Source organism: Pseudomonas sp. Sample_16 (genome assembly GCF_004307665.1).
Taxonomy (GTDB): Bacteria; Pseudomonadota; Gammaproteobacteria; order Pseudomonadales; family Pseudomonadaceae; genus Aquipseudomonas.
The window spans coordinates 1-25,398 of sequence record NZ_RCOB01000070.1; the positions used below are offsets into that span (position 1 = coordinate 1).

The window sequence follows — 25,398 nt, forward strand, 5'->3', positions numbered from 1 at the left end:
TGCCACCAGCCATTGAGGGTCGGCAGGTCGTGGGTGCTGGTGGTCGCCAGGGCATTGTCCGGCCAGTCGAGGATCGGTTTGAAATGGGTGTTGTCCTGTTCAAACAGCAACACACGCATGCCCAGCATCGAGCGGGCGCTGAGTTTTTCCCGCAGGCCCTCGGGCACTGTGCCCAGGTCTTCGCCGAGGACGATGGCCTTGTGACGATGGGATTCGAGCGTCAGCAGACGCAGCAAGTCGTCAATCGGGTAGTAAAGGTAGGCGCCGTCGGCAGGCGGTGCGCCGTTAGGGATGACCCATAAACGTTGCAGGCCCATGACGTGGTCGATTCGCAGTCCGCCGGCGTGGGCGAAATTGGCCCGCAACATTTCGATGAAGGCACGAAAGCCGTTGCGTACCAGACCTTCGGGCGAAAATGCCGAAATCCCCCAGCCTTGGCCCGTGCGATTGAGAATGTCCGGTGGCGCGCCGACCGTCAGCGCGGCAAGCAATTCATCCTGACGACTCCAGGCCTGGCTGCCACCGCCATCGGCACCCACCGCCAGATCGGCGATCAGGCCGATGCTCATGCCACTGCTGCGGGCAGCGGCTTGTGCACGCTCCAGACAGCGGGTGATCAGCCATTGGCAGAAGGCGAAGAAGCCGATGCGTCCGGCATTCTCCTCAGCGAACTCAGCCAGCGCGGCGCTGCGCGGATTGCGCCATTGTTCCGGCCACTGGCGCCAGTCGAGGCTTTCTCCATTGGCGGCCCGTGTTTCCTGGATGGCCTCGAAGCGGCAATGGTTTTCCAGGGCTTCGCCACCGGCGTGGCGGAAACTGCTGAAGTCGGCGTGCAACGGGTGCTCGCCTTGTACGAAGCCTTCGTACAGCGCCTGCAACAGTTTGTGTTTGGCTGCCGCGGCGGCGGGCCAGTCGATCAGCGGCAACGCCTCAAGATCCTTGAGCTCGGCGCCCAGACCGGTGGCATCGATAGCGGCACGCATGGCCCGTTCGCCGAGAATGCTCCCCGGCGCGCAGTACAGACTGTTCAGAAACAGACGACTGGAGGGCGAATAAGGGCTGTAGCGTTCGGTATCGTTGCTGAACATCGCATGCAGCGGACTGATCGCCAGGGCCTCGGCGCCGCGCTCACCGGCGACCCGTGCCAGATCTTCCAGCGCCTGGGTATCACCGAATCCGCCATCGCCGGCTCGTCGCAAGGCATATAACTGAACGCTCAGGCCCCAGGCGCGGGGGATCGGACTGTCGACCGCATCGCCGACGCTGTAACAGCGCTCAGGGGCCACGGCCAGGGTAAAGGTTTGTCCGTCGATGGTGACGTGCTGATAACCCACCGGGATCAACCCAGGCAGAATCGCCTCGGCATCCAGTTTCAGATGCAGGCGGGAGCCGTCTTCCAAGTGAACTTCGCAGGGCGTTTCCGGCTGGAAGTAGCGGGCCAGGTCGAGCCCGCTGCCGACGTCCACGGTCATCAAAGGTGGCAGGTGCAGGGTGTCTTGTACCTGTTGCAGCTCTTGCAGGCTGGCGTCGATTTCCTGGGCACTTCCGGCCGGGTGACCAAGACCGGTGAGGACATTGCGCAGCACTGCGGGGGCGACTTTTTGCGGGCGGCCATTGGCGTCGATCCAGTCGACTGCCAGGCCCGCCCGGCTTGCAAGGATTTCCAGTTGCGCATCACTCATTGGCGCTCTCCATCGGGGGTAGCAAAGGGGCTGCGGCCGTGAGGCTGACAAGCGCGCAATACGGAGCCAGAGTGCCTCGGTCGAGCAAACTGGCGGACCGGGGCGGGTGTTCAAACAGCAACGAAGTTCTGGCCGACGCAGTGTGGAGTACAGGCGTGTCGCTTAGGTTCAGGTCAATGTGCAACAAACTGCCGTCGCCCAACCGCCAGGACGCGCTGACTGCACCGACGCCCAGGACGTCGGCATCCAGGGCCTGGGTGCCGGGCAGGCGCGGGATGATCTGCTGGTGGCGGATCTGCAACAGCTGGCGATACAAGGCGTGCATCGGCGAAGTCTGGTTGTGCGCCAGATTCGGCCGTGACGCTTTGAAGGTCTGCGGGTCGTTGGGATCGGGAATCTGCTCGCGTCTATGCGGATCGGCGAAGGCGCTGAAGGCAGCAAACTCATTGCGCCTTCCTTCCCGTACCAGCTGTGCCAACTCGCCGTGATGACTGGTGAAAAACAGAAACGGCTGCTGCGCAGCGAATTCCTCGCCCATGAACATCAGCGGAATCATCGGCGAAAGCAGCAGCAATACGGTTGCAGCTTTCAGTGCATCGGGATGGGCCAATTGGTGCAGGCGCTCGCCGAATGCCCGGTTGCCGATCTGGTCATGGTTCTGCAGGAACAGTACGAAAGCGCTGGGCGGCAAATGACCGCTGGGCTCGCCACGGGGTTCGCCATGGCGGTTGATATGGCCCTGGAACACGAAACCCTGGCTGAGGCAGCGGGCCAGTTGTTGCGTAGGGTTGTTCGCGTAATCGACGTAATAAGCGTCGGTTTCGCCGGTCAGCAGCACGTGCAGCGCATTGTGGCCATCGTCGTTCCACTGCGCGTCGTAGCCTTTTTCCAACAGGCTCGACTGATTGTGTTCGTTTTCCACGGTAAGCCAGATATGTCGCGCGGGGTCCGTCTGCTGGCGCACCCGTTGAGCAAGCTCCTGGAGAAAGTCCGGGTCCTCTATGGCATGCACCGCGTCCAGGCGCAAACCGTCGAAGCGGTACTCCATCAACCACATCAAGGCGTTGTCGATGAAGAAATCCCGCACCTCGCGCCGCCGGAAGTCGATCGCCGCGCCCCACGGCGTGTGCTTGTCCTCGCGGAAGAAGCTTTTGGCGTAGCGATGCAGGTAATTGCCGTCCGGCCCGAAGTGGTTGTAGACCACGTCGAGAATCACCGCCAGACCATGGCCGTGGGCCGTGTCGATCAAGTGCTTGAGTTGTTCGGGCGTCCCGTATGAAGCTTGCGGCGCGTACGGCAACACGCCGTCGTAACCCCAATTGCGCGCTCCGGGAAATTGCGCGATAGGCATCAATTCGATCACGGTCACGCCCAGTTCGACCAGGCGCGACAGATGCTGCTCGACCGCCTCAAAGCCGCCGAGCAGACCTACGTGCAACTCGTAGATCACCGCTTCGTGCCACGGTCGCCCCTGCCAGGCGCTGTTCTGCCATTGATAAGCCAGCGGATCGACCACCACGCTGGGTTGGTCGATACCACCAGACTGGGCACGGGAGGCCGGGTCAGGCACCTCTATCTCGCCATCAATGTTGTAGCGATAGCGAGTTCCCGCCGGGCAACGGGTGTTGATCACGAACCAGCCGTCGGCCTGGGGCATCAACGGCAAGGATTGTCCATTTTCCAATTCGACACTGACGTAAAACGCATCTGGCGCCCACAACGCGAATCGCGTTTGTTCTGCGTCCAGCTTGATTGCGCCGTGGGGCCAGGTCTCAAGGGTCCGTAACGGCATTTGCAAAACCTCTTATTGTTTGTGCGATTTCCCCAAGGCCTTGGCCACCAGTTGTTCATAGAGTTCGGCATAGGGTTCGACGGCTTTGCACCAGTTGAACGGTGCTGCCATGGCTCGGCAACGCATGGCGTGCAACAAGTCCGGAAATGCGAAGACCTTGAACGCGCGGCTCAGGGCCTCCTGATAACTCTCGACCGTGGATTCATCGAACAGGAAACCGGTCACGCCGTTTTCAATGGTGTCGGCCAGGCCCCCGGTATTGCGCGCCACCGGCAGGGAGCCGAAGCGCTGGGCGTACATCTGGCTCAGGCCGCAAGGTTCATAGCGTGAAGGCATCAACAGGAAATCGCTGCCGGCGAACATGCGCCGGGCATCGGTTTCGTTAAAGCCGATGCGCACGCCGACCTGCCCGGGGAACCGCAAGGCCAGCTCGCGCATCGCTTGTTCTTCTTCCGGCTCGCCACGACCGATGATCGCGATTTGGCCACCGGATTTGACGATGTATTCGGAAACCGCTTCGGTAAGGTCCAGGCCTTTCTGGTAAACCAGACGTGAAACCACGGCAAACAGCGGACCTTCGGAGTCGTCGAGGCCAAACAACTCGCGTACATGGGCGGCGTTGGCGGCCTTGCCGTCCCAGTCACCGATGCTGAACGGGCAGAGCAAGTGCGCGTCAGTGGCGGCGTCCCAGCTTTCATCGATACCGTTGGGAATGCCGCTGAGCAAACCTTGCTGGGTCTTGGCGGCGAGAAAGCCGTCGAGACCGCAGCCGAAATCCGGTGTAGTGATTTCCTGGGCGTAGGTCGCGCTGACGGTGGTGATGTGGCTCGAGTAGGCCATGCCGGCCTTGAGGAACGACATCTTGCCGTAGAACTCCATGCCTTCCTGTTGCAGTGCGTGATGGGGAATACCCAGTTCCGGGCAGGAACCCAGACTGGTCACGCCTTGATAGGCGAGGTTATGGATGGTGAACAGCGTCGGGGTACGCTGCCCGCGCCAGTGCATATAGGCAGGCGCCAGGCCGGCCGGCCAATCGTGGGCGTGCACCAGGTCCGGGCACCAGTGGATTTGGGCGAGGTTGGCGGCGATATCGGCAGCGGCCAGACCGAGGCGGGCGAAACGAATGTGATTGTCCGGCCAGTCGCGGCCATTGTTGGCGCCATAAGGCGAACCTTCGCGCTCGTAGAGTTCAGGGCAGATCAACACGTAAATGACCAAGCCATCGGGCATGTCCATGCGCCCGATCTTGCACGGCGGCAATGCGGCATGACCGCCAAGCTCACCAATGATGTGAATCGGATTTTCGCTGTGCAGCACTTGCGGGTAACCCGGAATCAAAACCCGTACATCGTGCAAGTGCGCCATGGCGCGGGGCAGTGCAGCGGAAACGTCGCCCAAACCTCCGGTTTTCACCAGATCGGCGATTTCCGAGGTCACGAACAAGACTTTTTTCTTGTTCGGATTTCGGCTGGCCACGGGAGCCAGTGTCTTGGTGCCGGGAACGCTGATCGATTGGGAAGCCGGTGCACTCACAGTGCTTGATTCGCCGACATGCTGATGAGCACGTTCTCCCTGAACATCTAAAGCCGCACTAATCATATGAATCTCCCGCGTTGTTGATCTTCTTAGGCCTGGCAGACGGTGTTTCGTGGCCAAATCCTGTGGCCGGGCGCTGAAGCGCTGCGCATCAGTGAGCAAGCGCTGCCCAATGCGCTGTAGCAAGATGGGTGGAGTAGCCATTGCAAGGATTGCACCAGTCGCATCGCAGCTTCCTTTTAGTCGACCGACCACGCGTAGCAAAAGTTTCGACTTTTTTCCCACTTTGTGACCGACTGGTTTTACCCCCCGAAAATGAGTCTAGGCCAGAAGTTAGAGCGGTAAAGTGCAGATGGCAAAATTGTTCGACAATCGGTTGACGAGGTACGAGCGTGCCGGATTTGAGGGCTTACGCACCGACGAAGGGCAGGTTTTTTTGCAGTTTTGTCAGGAAATGAAGCAGTACTGTCACATCGGTGTGCGTCTGTGAACAGCGGCAATGCACCATTGCAGTGCAGGCTCTTGGGTGGTCGCCATGAGTACGGGGCTCATCGCGAGCAAGCTTTGCTCCTACAGGTCGCTTCAGTAGGAGCAAAGCTTGCTCGCGATGAACGATAACGCGGTATCCGTTGAGTACACGAACGGGCTGACCCCACGAATCGCCAATCAGCGTCATCGGCACCGCCTTCAGCCTTGCCTCAATTAACGCACAGGGTTGGTTTTGTTCAGCCAGTCGAGCAGGGCCTTGTGGAATTGCGCCGGTTCTTCCATTTGCGGAGCGTGGCCCATGCCGGGGAATTCGACCAGTGTCGATTGGGGAATCAGTTTTGCCACCTGCTTGCCGAGTACGTCGTAACGGCCGATCTTCGCCTTGACCTCGGGTGAAGCGAGGTCCTTGTTGATGGCGGTGCTGTCGGCCGTGCCGATCAACAACAGGGTCGGCATCTTCAAGTCCTTGAACTCGTAATACACCGGTTGGGTGAAGATCATGTCGTAGATCAGTGCCGAGTTCCATGCGACCTGAGCCTTGCCCGGGCCTTTGGCCAGACCGGCGTACATGTCTACCCAACGATCAAACTCCGGTTTCCAGCGCCCGTCGTAATAGGTGCTGCGCTGATAATCATGAATGCCCTGCGCGTTGACCTTCAGCTCACGTTCGTACCACTGATCGACGGTGCGGTACGGGACGCCGAGGGCCTTCCAGTCTTCCAGGCCGATGGGATTGACCATCGCCAGTTGTTCAACCTGATCGGGATACTGCAGCGCATAGCGGGTGGCGAGCATGCCACCGGTAGAGTGGCCGAGCAGGGTGGCTTTCTGGATGCCGAGGGCTTTGAGCAATTGCTGGGTGTTGCTCGCCAATTGCTGGAACGTGTACTGATAGTGGTCAGGCTTGCTGGATGTGCAGAAACCGATCTGGTCCGGGGCGATGACCCGGTAACCGGCGTCACTCAGTGCCTTGATCGAGGTTTCCCAGGTGGCCCCGCAGAAATTCTTGCCGTGCATCAGCACCACGCTGCGCCCGTTGGCCTTGCCATGGGCGGCGACGTCCATGTAACCCATTTGCAGGGATTTGCCCTGGGATTGGAAGGCAAAGTGTTTGACGGTGTAAGGGTATGCAAAACCTTGTAATTCAGGACCGTACGCCGGGCCTTCAGCGGCAAGGGCCGGCAGTGCGGCGGTGAGCAGCAGGCCGGCAAACCAGTGTGAGCGGGTCAAGGGCATGGGTGAACTCCATTGGAAATCCGCCGATCCTGGATCGGCATGATTAGGGCGACATTAAACAGGCAATCGCCACCACGGTTGGTTCAACCCATCCAGCCCAAAGTGGCCAATGCCAGTACGCCATAGCGGGCGCCCTTGGCCAGGGTCACGATCAGCAGGAATCGCCCCAGCGGCTCACGCAACACACCGGCCACCAGCGTCAGCGGGTCGCCGATGATCGGCAGCCAGCTGAGCAGCAGTGACCAATGTCCGTAGCGCTGATAGTGGATACGGGCTTTTTCCAGATGAGCAGGGCTGACCGGGAACCAGCGCCGGTCACGGTAGCGTTCAACGGCGCGGCCCAACCACCAGTTCACCAGCGAGCCGAGGACATTGCCCAGTGTCGCCACCGCCAACAATGCCCATAGCCAGTATTTGTCGCTGAGCAGCAAGCCCACCAGCAGGGCTTCGGACTGCAACGGCAACAAGGTCGCGGCACCAAATGCCGCCAGGAACAAACCGATATAGGCGCCGAAAATCAATGGGCCGGGTAGTCGGCCACGACCACATCCGTGCCGTCCTTTTTCAGGCCGATCACCTGATAGGCATCGCTCATGCCGTCCATCTCCATGCCGGGCGAGCCCATGGGCATGCCGGGCGCGGCCACGCCCAGCAGGTCGTCGCGTTTGCTCAGGGCCAGCACCTGATCGGCCGGGACATGGCCTTCAACGAATTTGCCGTTGACCAGCCCGGTGTGGCAAGACGCCAGACGCGGCGGTACGCCATGCTGTTGCTTGAACTCACTCATGTTGGCTTCGACGTGGTCCTCGACCTTGAAGCCGTTAGCTTCCAGGTGAGTGATCCATTTTTTGCAGCAGCCGCAATTGGCGTCGCGGTGGACTTCGATCGGGATCAGGTCAGCGGCCTGGGCCAGGGAAGAAATGAACAGGGCGCTCAAGGCAGCCAGACGCAGAGAGTTTCGCATGACGGGTCAAGTCTCGGATTGCGGGCGAAAAAACGCATTCTGACCGGTTTTTCCGGGCAGGCATTCATGGTTTGTTTCAAAGTACTACGGCGCAGTGCAGCCCTATTATCGTAGATCAAGGCTGTCAGGCAGATGAGGGCGGCATGACAAATTTGTCAGCCGGGGCGACGCTCAGGCAGTTGATGTAACATGTGGCCCCGGTTGCAACGCCCATCCCCACTGAACGGCAGGGATCTGGCAGCAATCGGGTACACAGCGCACACACTTATTCAGATTCAGGAACTGCAATGACCCAGTCGCAACGTTTGAAATATTCGATTCTGATCTCCCTGGTGGTCCTGGGAATCATGTTTGGCCTTTCGTATTTGCAGAACACCGGTGTCATCAGTGAAAAACTGTTCCAGTACATCGCCATCGGCGTGGCGGTGGTCGTGGTCGTGATCAATGGCGTGATGCGTCGCAAGGTGAAGCCCTGAGCCGTGAGGCTCAAGGCCACTTGATCAATCGTTGTGCAGCACCGCGGCGGCCCGTGGGTCGAGGCTGTAGCTTTTGTCCGGGTTGAGGACGATCACGCCCTCGCTGCACAGACGTTTCAACACCTCGCGCACACTCAGAAAGGACAGGGGAATATCCAGTTCCAGCAAATGACTGTGTACACCGCGCACGCCCAGGCTGCGGTCGCTTTCGGCGGCTGTCAGCAAAGCGTCGATGACTTTCAGGCGAATCAGACTCGTTCGCAAGCCAAAGCTTTTGAGCAGGAAGCGAATCCTCTCGTTGCCATTGCGCTCGGTACGCTGGTCGAAAACGCCGACCCCAATGGAGGTGCTCTTTGGCGCGTTGCTACCGTCCGTTGGCAGATGCGAGTTGTACATTGCAAAACTCCTTTTCAGAGCCTGATCAGGAAAAATGGGGCGCTCTTGCATAACAAGACGTATGAGCGACCCAAATAATGAAGACTTGAATGTAGAAATTTCGTCGTCATTACGTCACCGCTCTGTCGGGCGCCTCTGGATGGCAGTTCATTCTCCTAAATTTTTGTCGTTTGCTTCGTCCCTGAAAGGATGCGCAGTGCGTGTCAGTACGCAGAACTGTGACCATTGTTTTTCGATCAGGAGCGAGTGTGATTATTTCCAGCCAGTTAACCAGGTTGAGCCTGGCAGGTTTGTTCTTGGGGCTCAGTCTCGCGGCGAATGCACGCAGCCAGCCTGAGCAGGCGAGTGCCGATATCCGCCGGACCACGTTCGGTGTTCCGCACATTCGTGCCGAAAACGAGCGAGGGCTCGGTTATGGCATCGGCTATGCCTACGCTCAGGATAACCTGTGTTTGCTGGCGAATGAGATCGTCACGGTGAACGGTCAACGCTCGCGTTATTTCGGCCCTGATCAATTCACGTTGGAAGAGCGAGCAAACCTGGCCAGCGACTTGTTTTTCAATGGCTTGAACACAGAGCAGGCGGTCAGCGGGTTCTGGCGGGCACAAACCCCTGAAGTGCGCGAACTGATGGAAGGTTATGTGGCCGGCTACAACCGATTCCTGTCGCAAAGCCGAGGGCAGGGGCTACCGGCGCAATGTCAGGGCGACTGGGTGCGGGAAATCACCACCACGGACCTGGTCAAGTTGACTCGACGGCTGTTGGTCGAAGGGGGGATCGGGCAATTTGCCGAGGCGGTGGCGGGGGCGACACCCCCGACTGCCGTCGCCACCCATGCCGGTGAGCGCGCGTCATTTCAGCTGGCTGCTTCGCGCCTGCAGCGTTTTGCCCTCGACCGCGGCAGCAATGCGGTGGCGGTGGGCAGCGAGCGCTCCTTCAACGGCCGTGGCATGTTGTTGGCAAACCCTCATTTTCCGTGGGTCGGCGGCATGCGTTTCTATCAGATGCACCTGACTATTGCGGGCAAACTGGATGTGATGGGGGCTGCATTGCCGGGCCTGCCGTTGATCAATATCGGTTTCAACCGGCATTTGGCCTGGACCCACACCGTGGACACGTCCAAGCATTTCACCCTGTACCGCTTGCAACTCGATCCAAAGGATCCGACCCGCTATCTGCTCGACGGCCAGTCACTGCCGATGCACAGGCAAGCACTGACCGTCGATGTGAAGCAAGCCGATGGAACGATCAAAGCCATTTCCCACGTGGTGTACAGCTCGCAGTTCGGCCCGATCGTGCAATGGCCCGGCAAACTGGATTGGGATAACCAGTTTGCCTACAGCCTGCGTGATGCCAACCTGGATAACGATCGGGTGTTGGCCCAGTGGTACGCGATGAATCGCGCCGATAGCCTTGAAGCGTTTCAGGCCAGTGTCAACAAGATCCAGGGCATCCCTTGGGTCAATACGCTGGCGGCGGATGACAAGGGGCAAACCCTGTACATGAATCTGTCGGTGGTGCCCAACGTCAGTGCCGAGAAACTGGCGCAGTGCAGCGATCCGCGTATCGGTCTGGAAATGATCATTCTCGACGGTTCGAACAGTGCGTGCGCGTGGGACATTGACCCGCGGGCCGCGCAGAAAGGCATTTATGCAGCAGACAAGCTGCCGCAACTGTTGCGCAAGGACTTTGTGCAGCATTCCAATGATTCGGCTTGGATGGCCAACCCGGCGCAACCGTTGACCGGTTTCTCGCCGCTGATCAGCCAGGACAATCAGCCATTGGGTTTGCGTGCGCGATTCGCCCTGCAACGGTTGGGCAGACTGACCCAGGCGGGAACGCTCAGCGCGCAGGATCTGCAACACATGGTGATGGATGATCAGGTCTATCAGGCCGCACTAGTGATGCCGGACCTGCTGCAGTTCTGCGCCGATGGTCTTGGCACCGATGCGAAAACGCTGGCCCCGCTGTGCGCCAGTTTCAAGGCCTGGGACCGCAAGGCAAATCTGGACAGTGGCCTGGGCTTCGTACACTTCCAGAATGTCATGGAAGCTTTGCAGCAAATGCCGGATGTCTGGCGTGTAGCGTTCGATCCCAAAGACCCGCAACACACGCCACGGGGTTTGGCGCTCGATCGTCCGCACGTGGTGCAAGCGCTGCGCCAGGCGATGTTGGCCTCGGTGGAGCAGGTCAACGCCTCCGGGCTGAAGCAGGCCACGCGCTGGGGTGATGTTCAAGTCGTCAGCAGCGGTGGCCAGCAAACGCCGATTCACGGTGGGCCGGGAACATTGGGCGTCTACAACGCCATCCAGAGTGTGCCCCGCAGCGACGGCAAACGCGAAGTTGTCAGCGGCACCAGCTACTTGCAGGTGGTGACGTTCGATGAGAACGGTCCGCAGGCCAAAGGTGTGTTGGCGTTCTCGCTCTCCAGTGACCCGTCTTCGAAGTACGCGCGGGATCAGACTGAGGCATTTTCGAAAAAACAGTTGAGTGTGCTGCCGTTCACCGAGCAACAGATCCAGGCCGATCCGCACTATCAGGCCATGACCCTGCGCGAGCAGGATGAAAGAACCGGGAAGGTGGCGGCACAGTAAACACCGCTGCAACCGTTGAATGAAAGGCCGCACTCGGCAAAGGATGCGGCCTTTCAGCTTTTCGGCGGTTGTTGCGGGATGGAGTTGAGGACCGGGTTGCCCTCTTTGTTGCGGGTCAGGTAGACCGGCAGCACCTTGGGCAGGGTGGCCACCAGGCTATTGAGTTCCTTGATGTTGTAGATACCCCCAATCCGGATCGCGCCGGTATTGTGGTCGGCAACCATCAACGGGTTTTCCAGGTAGCGGTTGATCAATGGCAACGCATCGTTGAGTGCCAGGTCATCGAGTACCAACTTGCCGTTGAGCCAGGCCAACGCGTTATCGTTGTCGTAGGTCTGGCTGATCTGCGGAATGTAATCGCCCTGGCGGTAACTGGCCTGCATCGACGGGCCAAGCCTCAAACCATCTCCCGGCAGGTCATCATTGCTGCTGACCAGCACCGATCCTTCGATCAGATTCACTTTGACCTGGTCTTCATACATCCAGACATTGAACCTGGTACCGGTGACGCGGATCTTGCCTTCAGCCGCCTTGACCACGAAAGGGTGGCCAGTGTCATGGCTGACGCTGAAAAACGCTTCGCCCTTTTTCAGAGTGACCTGACGACGATCCTTGTAATTGCTGTAGGTCAGCTCGCTGCCCAGGTTCAGTTCGACTTTGCTGCCGTCATTCAAAGTGACCTGGCGTATGTTGTTGGTCGCTTCAAAGTGCTGGTATGAATTGGGCAGCCAGCCCAGATTCCAGCCGCTGTAGGCCGCCAGCGGCAGTGCCAGTGCACAGACGGCGGCGGCCATGCCAACGGTGCGCCATGGAGACTGTGACTTGACGGGCACCATCGGCACGACGACAGCAGGCTCTGGACGAGGCAAATCCCCCGCGACATCCCAGATTTCCAGCATGGCTTCGTACTCGAAGGCATGAAGCGGGTGTGCACTGCGCCACTGCTCGAACGCCAGACGCTCCTGCGCGGTGCAGTCTTCGGCGTGCAAGCGCATGCACCAATGCGCTGCGGCATCGGTGATGGCGTCGTATTCGTCTTGGGAGAGAGAGTGGTCGGTCATTGACTCATCCTGATTTGCGCCATTCTAACCTTGAGGGCGGCCGGCGAGAAACATCGGTCATGGCAATTAACCATCAAAGAGCGTTTATTTTTACCGGGATGCCCGTAAACACGGGGACGCCAGGTTTTATTCGTCGTCAGTGTGAAAAAACATTCACGGGCAGACCCGGCGGATCTGCGCATGTTTAATAGATCAGGCTGACGTGTTGGAAGTGGATGGAAGCGGGTCGAGCTGCCGCCCCATTTCACAAATCAGAAAGGCAATCGAATCGGCATTGCGCAAAATGATGTCGATCCGTTTCTCTGCGTTACTCGGATCCAGGAACGCATCGCGGGCTGCTGCCATGGTACGGGTGCCCGCAATAGTGAGGATTTCCTTGCCAATGTGAGTCGAACCCGGGATCGAATCCAGGCTTATCCATGACTGCAAGCGACTGTTCCAGCGTGCGAAGAGTTCCTCCTTCGGGGTGCTCAGGGACAACGCCTCCCGCTGAAACTTCGTCTGACTTTGCTTCATTGCCCGGCCGTAACCGGTGATCGGTGCGACAAGATCGAGAAATGGCCGCCGGGCCTCCAGGGTCGCGATATCCAGGGTTTTTGAAAACTGATGGGAAAATTCGTGAATCAGCGTGGCTGCCTGGCTGTGACCATCGACATCAAAGGGTTCAGTCAGACAGGACTTGTACCAGTCCAGTTGTTGATCGAAGAACCTTTCAGTGAAATGCACATGGTTGCTTGCGTCATCATTGACCACGAACGCGATCAGATTGGCTTGCTGGTATTTGTTCGAACCGACGACAAAGCGCTCGGTGTTCATCAAGTCTTCGTCCGGATCCACCAGTGCCGTACACACCGGCAGTATCGCCTGTTTGATTTTATCGAGCAGGGCGGTGTCGACGGCGCTGACATCAAAAAAACGCTTGAGAAAGGTGTCGAGGCGCGTGCCACTGGTGAGTTGCCTTTGTTGCGCCAGATTGTGCAGGCTGTTGAAGGCGTAATAGCGCGCCAGGTCGATGGCCTGCACAATCATGCGGGCCTTTTCCGGATGATTGGCGCGGATGGCTGCCATGCCCCGCGCTTCGATGTTCAGTACCAGCCTGGCTTCGAGGCTCGCCACATAGTCGTTACGCATTTTTGACAGGGCTTTTCCGTAATGCACGGTGTGCACGTCGGGGTCGAGCACCAATTGCCGGGTCGATGTGCTCGCCAGATAGGGCCCGTCGTGGCTGGCATTGAGGATTTGCCAGACCGCAGCGGGTTTATCGACGCGATAGACCTTGCCGGCGATGGGCGCGTAACGGTGTTTGTCGACTGAATTGAGGTAGGTGCCATCGACGGCATTTTTGCTCAGATCTTTCAGGGACACGGTCGACGCTTCGAAGGTTTGCAATTGAGTGCGTGAGGCAGACGTCAGTTTGATCTCAGACCATTTCGGTTTAGTCACGGCGGTGATGACCGGTGTTGTTTCGCTGGATTCCTGCAATGTCAGCTGTTCATTCTCGAGCGACAAACGCCCCAAGGAGACCATTTGTACCGTACCGGCAATAAACGCCTGCAAGGCCCGCGTCCAATGGTGGTCCTGCAACGCTTCGGCGGAGGCTTTGAAATCCTTGAAGCTTTGCCATAAGAACTGCACATAGGCGAGTTTGCCCGGCAACAGACCGGACGCCAATTTGAGACCGGAGCTGAACAGATGTTTGACGGCCTCCCAATCCGACTGGCCGTTGGCAAGCGATCGGCTGCCGAGCATTCGCTGCAACAGGCTGGCATTGTCGCTGAACAAGCTATCCAACAGATTGCCGTCAATGGCAGACGAGGCGAGGGTGATTTCGCTTTCCTCGCCGATCGTGGACTTGAGCAGGTTACTGAAGATCGATTGTTGGTTTTCAGGTAATCGCCGAATCACCAGGTCCTGGAATGAACCGGGGGTATTGATCGCCGCAACGACTTTGGCCTCGCTTTCAAACTCGCTGAAAGCCGAGCCTGCAAAGTATGGCGCATACAGGACATGCGGCCCGTGATGGCCGGCACCAGGGCTGATCAAATACAGTCCCAGGGTTTTGATGGCAGCAGCCCCCGCTGTCTTGATCAGTTCGAGCGGTCGGACGATAGCGTGCGCGCCTTCCACCGAGGCTCGAGCGGTGGCGTCCGGCATATCGAGCACTTGGCTGACCAGATCGAATGCCTCGCTGGAAAGACGCTGTTGCAACTTCAATGCGTGAGCATGCTGCAAGAGCTGCCAAGGAAGCTGTTGGGCAAAACGACGTTTACACTCTTCAGTGTCAGCGCCGGTCAATGTATCCGCCACCCGTTTTGCAAAGTCACTCTCGATATTCAGGGACTGCAAAAACTGTTGAACAACGCTCTGGTTCAGTCCCTCGGGCAGCGAGGTGGTCGTGGTTGATGTGATCTTGAAGCCCGTGCCTTGAGCAATCTTGACGTGATTGAGGGCGAAATCGGTCAGGGCCAGAGGCGGGCCGGCCAACGCCAGGTTGGGGGTGATTGTGATGTCGTCAGGGCTGAGCGACGTCCCGGGAAACCGGCTGGCAAGCAATGACTTCAACCGCTCGCGCGTGTAGTCAGATAGCGTCTGTATTCCATGCAGATAGTCTTTGTCATCGGTAACGCTGTTGCGGTACTGCTCCAGCAATTCGATGTGCAACTGTTGCTCTTCGACGGGCGCCATGCCCAGCCAGGCGGGTAAGGACTGCTGTTGTGAAATGGCTTTGGCGATACTGGCGGCCCTGGGCAAGTTGGTGTCGATGATGTTTTTCGTCAGTTCGCCAAGTGCCTTGCGCTCTTTGGCCTGCGCAAGCTTGCGCGAGCGTACCTGCTCACAAGTGGCCAGAAAGTGTTCGATGGATGATTGCGTGAGGTGCTCCATCACGTTGCCTTCGATCAGCCGCAACGCGTGGATTGAGTAGCGTTGATGAAATTGACGCAGGGCGGGGGACAGGTTCTCCAGCAGCTCCAGACGGATGCGAGGGTCGAGCAGGCGTCGGTTCAGTACCTGTTTCGCGCGGTTGAGCGAATCAAAGACCTCGAGTCCTGCTGCCGGGGACCTTAAAATGACGCGTCCCGAATGTTGGTTATCAAGTCCGCCACGCTCGGTCAGCAGCACGCAATTGGCCAAGGGCAGCAGCTCTTTCTGTCCGCTGCATTCAATCATCAGCGTGTAGGCGTCAGGCCGGAATCCATTGAGTGCGCGGCGACTTTTGCGATCCGGTTGATCGGGGTTGAACACCGTGTCGACGATGGACTGTTCTGCCGTCCGCAAGGTTTTATCAAGCACCCGCAGCCTGGCTTCCCCGCCAACTCCGACGGACAGGGCATGGGCTATTTTCGGTTTGATTTTCTCCAGATAGAGCCGTTGCAACGCCAGTGAAGTGATCGGTTGGGCGGCGAAGTCTGTGCTGATCGGTGTTTCGACAGCCGTGAAAGTTTTCACGTAGGCCGCCGCGGTGTCGCCGCGCACCGCCGAGGGTTTTTGCTTGCCCACCAGCATTGGCTGTGTACTCCAGCGACCATCGGTGCCGAGCGCGAGCAAGCGTTCGCTGATCATCGAACGTATATCCAGCGCCTTGTCGAACAGGGCATGGAGGTTCACCGTGCCGTCGCTGTGGCGGAAAACCTGCAAGGCGTATTCGATGTTTTGCCGTTGTTTGGTGATGATTGCCTCGAACAGTACCGTGAATATCGGGCCGTAAACGACCTCTCCGGAGACTTGCGGCTGATCGAATCCGATGAAGCTGTTTCGTTCGCCCAGACTCAGCAGGCCATAGAGTTCATCCTCGTGACCACTGGCGCTGAACTTGCTCATCAACGTCGCTTTCAAGTCTTGATAGTCTTTCAGTACCTGTAATCCCTGGGTCGGGGTGTAAAGGTAGGCAGTCGAGTGGCTGATCATCAGCGAGCCCGCCAATTCCACGAAGTTGGCTTGCTGCTCCCACAGGCGCACCGTCTCCAGGGTAACGGTGTGCGTGGTGGCGGTTGGTTGAAACAAAGTGTGCAGGGCACGGCTTTGGTCGGGGCTGATGATCTTCGCCTCACGCTTGAGCAAAATATCTGCTCGTGCCTGCTGACACAGGGCCCTGCTGAAGAGTGACCGGCGCGTTGCACCGTCACCGGCCGCGGGTGCTTCCCAGTAGGCTTCCAAGCGCTGGAAAAGCAGGGGCAGCAGTTTGCTGGAGGCGCTAAGTACCGCAGCTTGCCAATGTTGCTGGTCGGAACTGCTGGCGTTTTTCTGCGGGTGAGAAAACTCGACATGTTGACCCGCTGGCCACTGTTGATTGCGGTAATGGGACAGCACCGCAGCCTTCAGTGACAAGGAGTTGCTCAAGCGTTCAAAGGTGTTCTGCGTCTGGCCGACAGTGGCGTCGAGATAAAAATCTGCCCGGGTCTGACGCTGATCGAGCCCGGGCTGCGTGTTCGCCAGCAAGTCGGCAATTATCGTGTCGAGCAATGAATCGAGGGACGGCAGGGCAACCAGTTCGTCGATGAGTGCCTGATCATTCACAGCCAGGTTTTGGCGGATGGCAGCACCCTGGTCTTCGAATACATCGCCATCGATCGTCTGATAAGCCACCTGGACGCTGGTAGCCTCCGCCAGCGTCTTGCGCTGGGCAAGGGACATGAAGGCCAGCAGGTTATCGTCCTCGTCAGCGTCGCCAAGTTTTTGTACCAGGTGTTCGGTCAAGGCTGCTCGGCTGTAGAACTTCTGAATGCCGGCGTAGGGTGTATAAACGATCGCCCCGTTGGTATCCGGAGAAGGGCTCAACACGAAACAGCCGGCAAGAGGCACCGGTACCTGGTCGGAGGTGCCTATCAGTATTCTTTCGACGAGCATCGGTGGTGACTGACGACTGCGCAGGGTCTGGCTGGTGAGTTCAATGTGCTTGAACCATTCGAAATCTTTGCGCGCCAGGCCGTGGATATTGCCCAGTTCAGTCCAACGGCCGGGGGACTGCAGGGCTTCGGGGAAAAACAGTGGATCTGGAGGTACAGGCATTATCGAATCTCGAACAAGGCACTGCGCAGAGCGCCAATGGATGGAGCGTCGAGACTAAAAGCCGCGGCTGCGGTACGGGTGGTAGATAGTTAACGCACGACAGGTCCATGTTCATGCAAACAGGCACCACCGAAGGGTTGACAGCGCATACGCCGCGCGTTGTTAATCGGCGCTCTACGTACGCTGTAGCCCCCTCCAATAATTAGTCTGGAGCTTCAGATGTCTGCGCCACACGAACATGTGTCTACTGTTGTCTCGCAAAACCTGTCACTCGATGAGCTGACGGCACTGCTTGAGAAGATATTCCTGCGTCACGGCACTTCGGCCGATGTCGCGCGGGTGCTGGCGCAAAACTGCGCCGGTGCCGAGCGCGACGGCGCCCACAGCCACGGCGTGTTCCGTATGCCTGGCTATGTCTCGACGCTCAAGAGCGGCTGGGTCGACGGCCAGGCTGTTCCGACGGTCGAGGATGTGGCTTCGGGGTTTGTCCGGGTCGATGCCAAAAACGGTTTTGCGCAACCGGCCCTGGCTGCCGCTCGGCCACTATTGATAGAAAAGGCTCGCAGCGCGGGCATCGCGGTCCTGGCGATCCGTAATTCCCACCACTTCGCGGCGCTCTGGCCGGACGTTGAACCCTTTGCCTATGAAGGGTTGGTGGCGCTCAGTGTGGTCAACAGCATGACGTGTGTGGTGCCCCACGGTGCCGATCGACCATTGTTCGGCACCAACCCGATTGCCTTCGCTGCCCCTCGGGCTGACGGCGAGCCAATCGTGTTCGATCTGGCCACCAGCGCCATCGCCCACGGCGATGTTCAGATCGCTGCGCGCAAGGGCGAGCGCCTGGCACCCGGCATGGGCGTGGACAGTCTCGGTCAGCCGACCCAGGACCCGAAGGCGATTCTTGAAGGTGGCGCGTTGTTGCCGTTCGGCGGGCACAAGGGCTCGGCGCTGTCGATGATGGTGGAGCTGTTGGCGGCGGCGTTGACCGGGGGTAATTTTTCTTTCGAGTTCGACTGGAAAAATCACCCGGGCGCAAAGACTCCCTGGACCGGTCAATTGTTGATCGTCATCGACCCGAGCAAAGCCGCCGGGCAGAACTTCGCCGAACGCAGTCAGGAGTTGGTGCGACAGATGCACGGTGTGGGGCTCAAGCGATTGCCGGGTGATCGGCGTCACTATCAGCGGGCCAAGTCGCAAGCCGACGGCATCGCACTCGATGAGCAGACACTGGCGGATCTGCGGGAGCTGGCAGGGCTCTGATCTGAAAAACCTGTGGGAGCGAATTCGCTCCCACAGGTTTTGTGTTCAGGTTGATGATCAGCGGCGTGCCAGGAGCATCCCCACCACAAGGCCGAAACCCGCCGATACCGCAACCGTCTGCCAAGGGTGGCCGCCGATGTAGGTTTCAGTGGCCTCGACTGCAGGCAGTGTCCGGTTGCGTACGCTGGTCACCGAATCCCGGGCCTGCTGGAGTTTCAGGGCGATTTGCCCACGCAATGTCTCTGCTTCCTCACCGACCAGTGAGGCACTGCTTTTGAGCAGCTTTTCCGACTCTTCGATCAGCGATTGAAGCTCGCTGAAGGCTTGATCCTTGATTTGTTCATCGGCAGCCTGTGCGGCGGTTTTCCGGGCCATTGAAGTACTCCTTGCAGTGGGTGAACAGTGAACAATGGAGTCCTCGGCACTGGAAAAAGTTGCAGCGATTTCTCGCGTCAGCCCGATTCCAAGGAAATCCAGCGCAGGACGATTCATCCTACAGTGTAAGATGTCGCCTATTTTATGCAGCAGGAAAAATCCCATGAGCTTCAATCTGGCCGACAAATCCCTCGCCGAGCGCGCTGCGCTTGAAGATGAAAAATCCCGTCTGTTCGAACTCTGGCAAAACAACCTGGGCAAAGCCAAGGGTGAAGCGGCGCGCTTGTTTGGCGAACGTGCTAAACGCAAAGGCAAGTGGGCCGAGTGGGTTCGTGCCGAGCTGGACGGCATGTCGCCACCGGAGTACTCGAACATGGTGCGCAGTGAAGTCAATCGCCTGATGGCCGCCAACAAGTAAGTCGCTACATAAAACTCGCCACGATCGCCTCGCGCACTTTCAGCACCACCGGGTCTGGTTGGGTGCTGGTACGCCAGCCCAGCTCGATCGGATAGCGCGGCAATGCCAAGGGGCAAGGCAGCAATGTCAGGCCGCTGAGCGCAGCAATGCTCCTGGCCGCGTGAGCCGGAATGGTCGCCACCGCCTGACTGCCCTTGAGCAGATGCGGCAGTGCTGCAAAGTGCGTGGTCGAGGCGCACACCCGGCGACTCAAGCCCACTGCCGCCAGCCCTTCATCGGTAATGCCGATAAAGCCCCCCGAAGACACAAGGATGTGCTCACGGGTGACGAACTCCTCCAGACTGATGGTCTGCTGGCCCTCGCTGAGGCTCAGCGGGTCGACCAGACACAAGTAACTTCCTTCCCCCAGCACCTGACGGCTCAGCAAGCGTTCGGCGAACCCGCCGGCGGTAATCGCCAGATCGATGCTGCGTTCCATCAAGGCCTGAGCGACGATCTGGCTGTGGGTCTGGCGAAAGATCAGGCGCAACTTCGGCGCGCAGCGGGCAATTTCCTCTATCAGCCGACGCCCGTAGGCAATCTCGAAATCATCCGACAAGCCGATACTCACCGAGCGTCCGTCGTAATGGTGGGTAGTGGGATCGACCATCGCCAGGCTCTGCCGGCATTTATTCAGTGCATCGCTGACCACCGGCTTGAGTTGATTGGCCTTGAGCGTTGGCGCGAGGCCCCGGCCGGTTCGGACAAACAATTGGTCGCCATACACCTCACGCAACCGCCGCAATGCGGCACTGACCGCCGATTGCGTGACACCAAGGCGCAGCGCCGCTCGACTGGCACTGGACTCTTCGTGCAGGGCTTCAAAGACTTTCAACAAATTGAGATCGATATCGCTGATATTCATTTGGTTCATATCATTCAGCAGCTAACTGGGCTTTATTCATGATCCCGTGTCGCCGCAGAATCAGCAACATCTGACCCCGCTGGAGTTACTGTGATGCCCAAGTCAATCGTTGCTGCGCTGCAAATCGGCGCCTTGCCCGGCGGCAAGGCCGACACGCTGGAGCAAATTCTGTCGTATGAAAGTGCGATCATCGAATCCGCCGCCGCCCTGGTGGTGATGCCCGAAGCGCTGCTCGGCGGTTATCCGAAAGGTGAAGGCTTCGGCACCCAATTGGGCTATCGACTGCCGGAAGGGCGCGAAGCCTTTGCCCGTTATTTTGCCAACGCCATCGACGTGCCGGGCTTGGAAACGCAAGCGCTGGCCGGGCTTTCAGCGCGTACCGGCGCCAACCTGGTGATCGGCGTCATCGAGCGCTCGGGCAGCACGTTGTATTGCACTGCGCTGTATTTCGATCCGCAGGCGGGACTGGTCGGCAAGCATCGCAAATTGATGCCGACCGGCACCGAACGGCTGATCTGGGGCAAGGGCGATGGTTCGACGTTACCGGTGATCGACAGCCAGGTCGGGCGGGTCGCGGCGGTGGTGTGCTGGGAAAACATGATGCCGCTGTTGCGCACAGCGATGTACGCCAAGGGGGTGGAGGTGTGGTGCGCGCCGACGGTGGATGAGCGGGAAATGTGGCAAGTCAGCATGCGGCACATCGCGCACGAGGGGCGCTGCTTTGTGGTCAGCGCTTGTCAGGTTCAGGACTCGCCACAGGCCTTGGGCCTGGAAGTCGCCAATTGGCCTTCGGACCGGCCATTGATTGCTGGCGGCAGTGTGATTGTCGGGCCGATGGGCGACATTTTGGCCGGTCCGCTGCGTGGTGGTCGCGGTTTGCTGACCGCCGAAATTGACACGGACGAGTTGATCCGCGCGCGTTACGACTACGACGTGGTCGGGCACTATGCGCGCCCGGATGTGTTCGAGTTGACGGTGGATGAGCGAGCGAAACCGGGTGTGCGCTTTGCTTCATAGCCTCTGCATCTTCAGCGTTACCGGCTGCCCGTCGTCGGCCCTGGCAGGCTGAGCTTGCCGCTATCGACAAAGCGCATGGTGCCGAACAAGCCGCCGGCGAGTTTGCCACGCAGGATGTAGGGCATGTTGTTCAGGGTCTGCGTCTTGCTCAAGCCGAAGGTCTGGCGCAGCACCGAGAACGCCGAGACGCTGACGGGAACCGTGAGCACGGTTTCGGAGAAGCGCGCAATCGAACCCGACTGATCGCTGACACCGGAAGCGAAGGGTTGGCCGTTGATGTCCAGATCCAGCGCCACCCCGTTGAAACTGATCGAACCCTCATTGGGGTTCTGCACACGAATCTTCACCGCAAAACGGATCTCCATGTCCTGGCTTTGTAAAGGTTCGATGCCAACCACGTTGATGTTCAGCGGATCGCGATTCGGGAGCAGGGCGCAGGCGCTGAGGGAGAGTAACAACAGGGAAAGGATAACGGCGTGGACGCTGCGCATGGACGTGCTCTCACAAGTAAAAAAGGGCTGAGCCGCAATGGCTCGGCCCTTGAGCATTTGCCTAGCTGTTCAACTGTGCGACAACCGCAGGTCTGGCGGGTTCACTCTTGGCCGGGACATCCGGGTTTTCCATGACCTGCAAAATCGACGCTTCAGGATCGAAATCGTCTTCTTCCAGCTCGATGAATTCTTCCGGCAGGAAAATGTTCAGAACGATGGCGCACAATGCACCGACGGTGATCGGCGATTCAAAGATGTTGTGCAGCGCCTTCGGCAGCTCACGCAAGACTTCCGGCACCGCGGCCACACCCAGACCCATGCCGATGGAAATCGCCACGATCAGCATGTTGCGCCGATGCAGACCGGCTTCGGCGAGGATCTTGATCCCGGCCACGGCAACCGTGCCGAACATCACCAGTTCAGCGCCACCGAGCACCGGTTTCGGCATCAGCTGCAGCACCGCGCCGATCATCGGGAACAGCCCCAGCACGACCAACAAGCCGGCGATGAAAAACGCCACGTACCTGCTGGCCACGCCAGTCAGCTGAATGACGCCGTTGTTCTGCGCGAAGGTCACCATCGGCATGCTGTTGAACACGGCGGCCATCGCCGAGTTGAGTCCGTCAGCCAGCAATCCGGATTTGATCCGGCGAATGTACACCGGGCCTTTGACCGGCTGCCGTGAGATCATCGAATTGACGGTCAGGTCACCGGCGGCTTCCAGTGGCGACACCAGGAAAATCACCGCCACCGGCACGAACGCGACCCAATCGAAAGAGAAGCCGTACTTGAACGGCACCGGCACGCTCATCAACGGCACAGCAGGCAGGCTGGCGAAATCGACGTGCCCCAGCAGCCAGGCGACGAGATAGCCAAGGGTCAGGCCGATGACGATTGCCCCCAGGCGCAGGAACGGCACGTCCACGCGGTTGAGTACCACGATAGTGCCAAGCACCAGTGCGGCCAGGCCAAGATGGCTCGCTGCACCGAGGTCAGGCGCGCCGAAACCGCCGGCAATGTCGGTCATCGCGACCTTGATCAACGACAAGCCCATGAGGGTGATGATGGTGCCTGTGACCACCGGGGTGATCAGCATGCGCAGCTTGCCGATGAATTGGCTCAGCACCACTTCGATGAACGCGGCGAAGAAGCACACGCCGAAGATCGTCGAGAGAATCTCATCGGTGCCGCCGCCCCGGGCCTTGACCATGAACCCGGCGCTGAGGATCACGCTGATGAACGAAAAACTCGTGCCTTGCAGGCACAGCAGGCCTGAACCGACCGGTCCGAAGCGTCGCGCCTGAACAAATGTGCCCAGGCCGGAAACGAACAGCGCCATGCTGATCAGGTACGGTATTTCGCTTTGCAGGCCGAGGGCGCTGCCCATGATCAGCGTCGGCGTGATGATGCCGACGAAACTGGCCAGCACATGTTGCAGGGCTGCGAACACGGTAGCCGTCAGGTGAGGGCGGTCGTCGAGGCCGTAGATCAGGTCGTTATTGCGCGGGGTTTTTTCTGGGGAGGTCATGGTGGTTTGCGTGCCGGGAAGCGGGACCGGGTCGGAAAATGGAGGCGCAGGATGCCAGAACGGTCCGATCACGGCAAAAGAACCTTCAGGCAAAAGCCGCCAGTAAATCCTCTTCAAACGCTTTCTGCGCATCCCCCGGCACCAGCGCCCGATGCCTGGCCAGATGAAACGCCACGTCGAAACTCATTTCCTCGCGGCGCACCGCACGTAACAGTCCTTTGTCTTCCCAAGCACGGGCAAAGTGGCTGGGCAGATAACCGATATGCTTACCGGACAGAATAAAGGCGAGGGTGCCTTCGACCTGTTCTGCCCGCGCCGAACACAGTTTGCCCTGGAACGGCTCGTCACTGCGCAGGAAGCGGTAAGGGTGATCGACCCGGTCGCAGGCTTGCAGGGCCTGGTCATCCGGCGCTGCATCGGCGAACAGAGGATGGCCGACTGCGCAATACAAATGCTGGGTTTCACTGAATAGTTGGCGGTAATCAAAAGCGTTCTGGATCTGCGAGAAGTACCCGATCGCCAAATCCAGTCGCTGTTGCAGCAGCAGGCGTTCCATTTCGCCGGGCATGGCACTCATCAACTCAATACGCACCGATTCGTCGCGCTGGCGAAAGCGTCGGATGGCCTCCGCGACCCGGTGCAGCACCGATTGATCCAGCGCTTCGGACAAGCCCAGGCGCACTTCGCCGATCAGGCGACCGGCCACGCCATTGGATTGGTGACGGAACGCTTCGATGGACTCGAACAGGCTGCGCGTGGCGTTGAGCAGTTGCTCGCCCTTGGGCGTGACATTGAAGCCACCCTTGCCACGGCTGCACAGCCGATAGCCGAGGCGAGTCTCGAGCTTGGCCATTTGCTGGCTGATGCTCGACTGGCTCAAGCCCAGCTCGCCCTGCGCCGCGCTGAAGCCGCCGCACTCCACCACACTGACAAACAGACGCAACAGTTGCAGGTCCACATCGTGGAGTTGACCGAGCATCAAACATTACTCCCGGGTAATGTCAGGTTAATAAACGTGATATTTCACCAATGTATCCGACGCGGCATCCTGCAACCACTTCCAATGGTCAGGTGTTCGTCATGGCTCCCACGTTCAAGCTGTGTTTACCCGCGTTGTTTCTTGTCGTGTCCGCGTCGGCCAGTGCCGAGGAGAAAGTGCTTAACCTCTACAGTTGGGCCGATTACGTGGCACCGCAAACCTTGCAGCGATTCGAGCAGGAGACCGGCATTCATGTGCGCTACGACACCTTCGATGCGCCGGAAGTGCTGGAAACCAAACTGCTGACCGGTGGCAGTGGCTATGACGTGGTGGTGCCGTCCTCCAGTGTGCTGGCACGCGGCCTGGCGGCGGGTGCACTCAAAGCCATTCCCCACGATGGCTTGAAGGGTTACGCCAATCTTGATCCCGACCTGTTGGAAAAACTGGCGGCGGTCGATCCCGGCAACCGCTACGGCGTGCCCTACACCTGGGGCACGCTGGGCTTGGGAATGAATGTGCAGGCGGTCAAACAACGCCTGCCGAACGTGCCGCTCAATAGCCTGGACCTGCTGTTCAAGCCCGAATATGCCCACCAGCTCAAGGACTGCGGCATTGCGATCATCGACTCACCGCAAGAGGTGATCGGCCTGGCACTGCACTACTTGGGCAAAAACCCCAACAGCACCGACAAGCGCGATCTCGAATCGGCCCAGGCGTTATTGCAGCAATTGCAGCCATCGGTGCTGTACGTCGCCAGCGGCCGGCAGATCAATGATCTGGCCAATGGCAGTGTGTGCCTGGCACTGACCTACAACGGTGACGCGAGCATGGCCGCCGAACAGGCGCGCAAGGCGGCCAAGCCCTATGACATTGCCTACCGGATTCCCAGGGAAGGCACGTTCGTGTGGCAGGACAACCTGGCAATCCCCAAGGATGCACCGCACCCCGAAGCGGCGCGCCAGTTCATCGAATTCATGCTGCGCCCTGAATCCGTCGCCGCACTGACCAATACCCTGTTTTTCGCCACCGCCAACCAGGCTGCAACGCCGCTGGTGGATGAGGTTGTGCGCACCGACCCGGACATTTACCCGCCCGCCGAGGTGCGTGAGCGGCTGTATGCCGACCGCAGCATGAGCCTCAAGGACATGCGCCAGCGCACCCGCGTATGGACCAGTTTCCGTAGCCGTCAATAA

20 protein-coding genes are annotated in these 25,398 nt (G+C 59.2%); 6 read left to right on the forward strand and 14 right to left on the reverse strand.

The features are described from left to right. From malQ to D8U69_RS10410, 6 genes are all read right to left on the reverse strand, one after another. The coding region (gene malQ, locus D8U69_RS10385; RefSeq protein WP_130907254.1) for a 4-alpha-glucanotransferase at positions 1-1,682 on the reverse strand (1,682 nt) is incomplete at its 3' end. Then, positions 1,675-3,474: a malto-oligosyltrehalose trehalohydrolase gene (treZ, locus tag D8U69_RS10390; protein ID WP_130905629.1), complete on the reverse strand. Its 1,800-nt coding sequence runs from the start codon at positions 3,472-3,474 to the stop codon at positions 1,675-1,677. The genes treZ and malQ, both read right to left, overlap by 8 nt. A 12-nt stretch (positions 3,475-3,486) precedes the next feature. Beyond that, on the reverse strand, positions 3,487-5,073 hold the full coding sequence (gene glgA / locus D8U69_RS10395; RefSeq protein ID WP_130905628.1) for a glycogen synthase GlgA: 1,587 nt from the start codon (positions 5,071-5,073) through the stop codon (positions 3,487-3,489). A gap of 639 nt (positions 5,074-5,712) precedes the next feature. Beyond that, a complete protein-coding gene (locus D8U69_RS10400) occupies positions 5,713-6,735 on the reverse strand; it encodes an alpha/beta hydrolase (RefSeq protein WP_056855477.1) in 1,023 nt (340 codons plus the stop codon). Between the two features lie 83 nt (positions 6,736-6,818). Continuing rightward, the gene (locus D8U69_RS10405) at positions 6,819-7,253 is read right to left on the reverse strand and encodes a YqaA family protein (protein ID WP_056855598.1); all 435 of its coding nucleotides are present in this window, start codon (positions 7,251-7,253) and stop codon (positions 6,819-6,821) included. Further along, positions 7,253-7,699 (reverse strand): DUF411 domain-containing protein, encoded by a 447-nt coding sequence (locus tag D8U69_RS10410; RefSeq protein ID WP_056855476.1) that lies wholly within the window; start codon positions 7,697-7,699, stop codon positions 7,253-7,255. Before D8U69_RS10410 ends, D8U69_RS10405 begins: the two co-directional genes overlap by 1 nt. Before the next feature lie 287 nt (positions 7,700-7,986). Here D8U69_RS10410 and D8U69_RS10415 point away from each other — a divergent pair, with 287 nt between their 5' ends. Continuing rightward, entirely contained in the window at positions 7,987-8,175 is a 189-nt protein-coding gene (locus tag D8U69_RS10415) for a hypothetical protein (protein WP_130907255.1), read from the forward strand. A 24-nt stretch (positions 8,176-8,199) separates the two neighbouring features. Here D8U69_RS10415 and D8U69_RS10420 read toward each other — a convergent pair whose 3' ends face one another. Then, positions 8,200-8,571 (reverse strand): hypothetical protein, encoded by a 372-nt coding sequence (locus D8U69_RS10420; RefSeq protein ID WP_056855475.1) that lies wholly within the window; start codon positions 8,569-8,571, stop codon positions 8,200-8,202. 248 nt (positions 8,572-8,819) lie between these two features. Between D8U69_RS10420 and D8U69_RS10425 the strand changes: the two genes are divergently transcribed. Continuing rightward, complete coding sequence (locus D8U69_RS10425; protein ID WP_130907256.1) at positions 8,820-11,165, forward strand: acylase; 2,346 nt, start codon at positions 8,820-8,822, stop codon at positions 11,163-11,165. A gap of 53 nt (positions 11,166-11,218) precedes the next feature. Here the strand turns inward: D8U69_RS10425 and D8U69_RS10430 are convergent, their stop codons facing one another. Both D8U69_RS10430 and D8U69_RS10435 read right to left on the reverse strand, forming a co-directional pair. Next, positions 11,219-12,226, reverse strand: coding sequence for a FecR family protein (locus D8U69_RS10430; protein ID WP_056855473.1), 1,008 nt, complete (start codon positions 12,224-12,226; stop codon positions 11,219-11,221). Positions 12,227-12,418: 192 nt separating this feature from the next. Beyond that, positions 12,419-17,233 (reverse strand): DUF6543 domain-containing protein, encoded by a 4,815-nt coding sequence (locus D8U69_RS10435; RefSeq protein ID WP_130907257.1) that lies wholly within the window; start codon positions 17,231-17,233, stop codon positions 12,419-12,421. Between the two features lie 219 nt (positions 17,234-17,452). On the opposite strand from D8U69_RS10435, the gene D8U69_RS10440 reads away from it, so the two are divergent. Further along, positions 17,453-18,493, forward strand: a complete 1,041-nt coding sequence (locus tag D8U69_RS10440; RefSeq protein ID WP_056855471.1) for an Ldh family oxidoreductase — start codon at positions 17,453-17,455, stop codon at positions 18,491-18,493. A gap of 57 nt (positions 18,494-18,550) precedes the next feature. Here D8U69_RS10440 and D8U69_RS10445 read toward each other — a convergent pair whose 3' ends face one another. Beyond that, positions 18,551-18,868 carry a DUF883 family protein gene (locus tag D8U69_RS10445; RefSeq protein WP_056855470.1) on the reverse strand — a complete coding sequence of 106 codons (318 nt, stop codon included), beginning with the start codon at positions 18,866-18,868 and terminating at the stop codon, positions 18,551-18,553. 163 nt (positions 18,869-19,031) lie between these two features. Between D8U69_RS10445 and D8U69_RS10450 the strand changes: the two genes are divergently transcribed. Further along, a complete protein-coding gene (locus D8U69_RS10450) occupies positions 19,032-19,286 on the forward strand; it encodes a hypothetical protein (RefSeq protein ID WP_056855469.1) in 255 nt (84 codons plus the stop codon). A gap of 4 nt (positions 19,287-19,290) precedes the next feature. On the opposite strand, the gene D8U69_RS10455 is transcribed toward D8U69_RS10450, so the two are convergent. Then, positions 19,291-20,199: a LysR family transcriptional regulator gene (locus D8U69_RS10455; RefSeq protein ID WP_130907258.1), complete on the reverse strand. Its 909-nt coding sequence runs from the start codon at positions 20,197-20,199 to the stop codon at positions 19,291-19,293. Positions 20,200-20,283: 84 nt separating this feature from the next. On the opposite strand from D8U69_RS10455, the gene D8U69_RS10460 reads away from it, so the two are divergent. Then, the gene (locus D8U69_RS10460) at positions 20,284-21,207 is read left to right on the forward strand and encodes a carbon-nitrogen hydrolase family protein (protein ID WP_130907259.1); all 924 of its coding nucleotides are present in this window, start codon (positions 20,284-20,286) and stop codon (positions 21,205-21,207) included. Positions 21,208-21,224: 17 nt separating this feature from the next. Here the strand turns inward: D8U69_RS10460 and D8U69_RS10465 are convergent, their stop codons facing one another. The 3 genes from D8U69_RS10465 to D8U69_RS10475 form a co-directional block, all read right to left on the reverse strand. Further along, complete coding sequence (locus tag D8U69_RS10465; protein WP_130907260.1) at positions 21,225-21,698, reverse strand: LEA type 2 family protein; 474 nt, start codon at positions 21,696-21,698, stop codon at positions 21,225-21,227. Positions 21,699-21,759: 61 nt separating this feature from the next. Continuing rightward, positions 21,760-23,226: a nucleobase:cation symporter-2 family protein gene (locus D8U69_RS10470; protein ID WP_130907261.1), complete on the reverse strand. Its 1,467-nt coding sequence runs from the start codon at positions 23,224-23,226 to the stop codon at positions 21,760-21,762. A gap of 85 nt (positions 23,227-23,311) precedes the next feature. Beyond that, positions 23,312-24,205: a LysR family transcriptional regulator gene (locus tag D8U69_RS10475; protein WP_130907262.1), complete on the reverse strand. Its 894-nt coding sequence runs from the start codon at positions 24,203-24,205 to the stop codon at positions 23,312-23,314. Positions 24,206-24,306: 101 nt separating this feature from the next. Between D8U69_RS10475 and D8U69_RS10480 the strand changes: the two genes are divergently transcribed. Continuing rightward, a complete protein-coding gene (locus tag D8U69_RS10480; protein ID WP_130907263.1) occupies positions 24,307-25,398 on the forward strand; it encodes a polyamine ABC transporter substrate-binding protein in 1,092 nt (363 codons plus the stop codon).

What these genes read in the sequence shown, in the direction of transcription:
- glgA (WP_130905628.1), bottom strand. Translation starts at nt 5,073, where the DNA reads ATGATTAGTGCGGCTTTAGATGTTCAGGGAGAACGTGCTCATCAGCAT.
- D8U69_RS10420 (WP_056855475.1), bottom strand. Translation starts at nt 8,571, where the DNA reads ATGTACAACTCGCATCTGCCAACGGACGGTAGCAACGCGCCAAAGAGC.
- D8U69_RS10430 (WP_056855473.1), bottom strand. Translation starts at nt 12,226, where the DNA reads ATGACCGACCACTCTCTCTCCCAAGACGAATACGACGCCATCACCGAT.
- D8U69_RS10415 (WP_130907255.1), top strand. Translation starts at nt 7,987, where the DNA reads ATGACCCAGTCGCAACGTTTGAAATATTCGATTCTGATCTCCCTGGTG.
- D8U69_RS10410 (WP_056855476.1), bottom strand. Translation starts at nt 7,699, where the DNA reads ATGCGAAACTCTCTGCGTCTGGCTGCCTTGAGCGCCCTGTTCATTTCT.
- D8U69_RS10460 (WP_130907259.1), top strand. Translation starts at nt 20,284, where the DNA reads ATGCCCAAGTCAATCGTTGCTGCGCTGCAAATCGGCGCCTTGCCCGGC.
- D8U69_RS10455 (WP_130907258.1), bottom strand. Translation starts at nt 20,199, where the DNA reads ATGAACCAAATGAATATCAGCGATATCGATCTCAATTTGTTGAAAGTC.
- D8U69_RS10470 (WP_130907261.1), bottom strand. Translation starts at nt 23,226, where the DNA reads ATGACCTCCCCAGAAAAAACCCCGCGCAATAACGACCTGATCTACGGC.
- D8U69_RS10475 (WP_130907262.1), bottom strand. Translation starts at nt 24,205, where the DNA reads ATGCTCGGTCAACTCCACGATGTGGACCTGCAACTGTTGCGTCTGTTT.
- D8U69_RS10440 (WP_056855471.1), top strand. Translation starts at nt 17,453, where the DNA reads ATGTCTGCGCCACACGAACATGTGTCTACTGTTGTCTCGCAAAACCTG.
- D8U69_RS10450 (WP_056855469.1), top strand. Translation starts at nt 19,032, where the DNA reads ATGAGCTTCAATCTGGCCGACAAATCCCTCGCCGAGCGCGCTGCGCTT.
- D8U69_RS10400 (WP_056855477.1), bottom strand. Translation starts at nt 6,735, where the DNA reads ATGCCCTTGACCCGCTCACACTGGTTTGCCGGCCTGCTGCTCACCGCC.
- D8U69_RS10480 (WP_130907263.1), top strand. Translation starts at nt 24,307, where the DNA reads ATGGCTCCCACGTTCAAGCTGTGTTTACCCGCGTTGTTTCTTGTCGTG.
- treZ (WP_130905629.1), bottom strand. Translation starts at nt 3,474, where the DNA reads ATGCCGTTACGGACCCTTGAGACCTGGCCCCACGGCGCAATCAAGCTG.
- D8U69_RS10465 (WP_130907260.1), bottom strand. Translation starts at nt 21,698, where the DNA reads ATGCGCAGCGTCCACGCCGTTATCCTTTCCCTGTTGTTACTCTCCCTC.
- D8U69_RS10445 (WP_056855470.1), bottom strand. Translation starts at nt 18,868, where the DNA reads ATGGCCCGGAAAACCGCCGCACAGGCTGCCGATGAACAAATCAAGGAT.
- D8U69_RS10435 (WP_130907257.1), bottom strand. Translation starts at nt 17,233, where the DNA reads ATGCCTGTACCTCCAGATCCACTGTTTTTCCCCGAAGCCCTGCAGTCC.